The sequence below is a fragment of the Streptomyces sp. WM6386 genome (assembly GCF_000972385.1).
Taxonomy (GTDB): domain Bacteria; phylum Actinomycetota; class Actinomycetes; order Streptomycetales; family Streptomycetaceae; genus Streptomyces.
In genome coordinates this window covers 1-354 of sequence record NZ_JXTE01000661.1, presented here as the reverse complement: position 1 = coordinate 354, position 354 = coordinate 1, and the positions used below count along the sequence as shown (strand labels likewise).

The following is a 354-nucleotide window of genomic DNA, read 5'->3' as shown; positions in this document are numbered from 1 at the left end:
CCCGAGTTGAAGAAGACGAGTCGCCCGGCGGCTGCAAGGGCAGAGAGGGCGCGGGGGAGTAGGTCTCCGCCGACTCCGTCCAGGACGACGTCGACTGGCTCCCCCCAGTGCTTGCTGTCGTAGGTCACGATCTCGTCGGCGCCGAGACCGCGGAGGAACTCCGCCTTGGTGTGCGAGCTCACGGCCGCGACGACCCGTTCAATGCCCTGAAGCTTGGCCAGTTGGACCGCGAGATGCCCCACTCCGCTCGCGGCGCCCGTGATGAGGACCGACTCGCTCACAAGGGGCCGGGCCGTGGCGAGGGCGGCGAGGGCGACGTGTCCGCTGCGCACGAGCGCGACGGCTTGGATGGCG

1 protein-coding gene is annotated in these 354 nt (G+C 70.3%); it reads right to left on the bottom strand.

All coding sequences use genetic code 11. The features are described from left to right. On the bottom strand, positions 1–354 hold a 354-nt coding region (locus tag TN53_RS43140; protein WP_046264393.1), incomplete at both ends, for a zinc-binding dehydrogenase.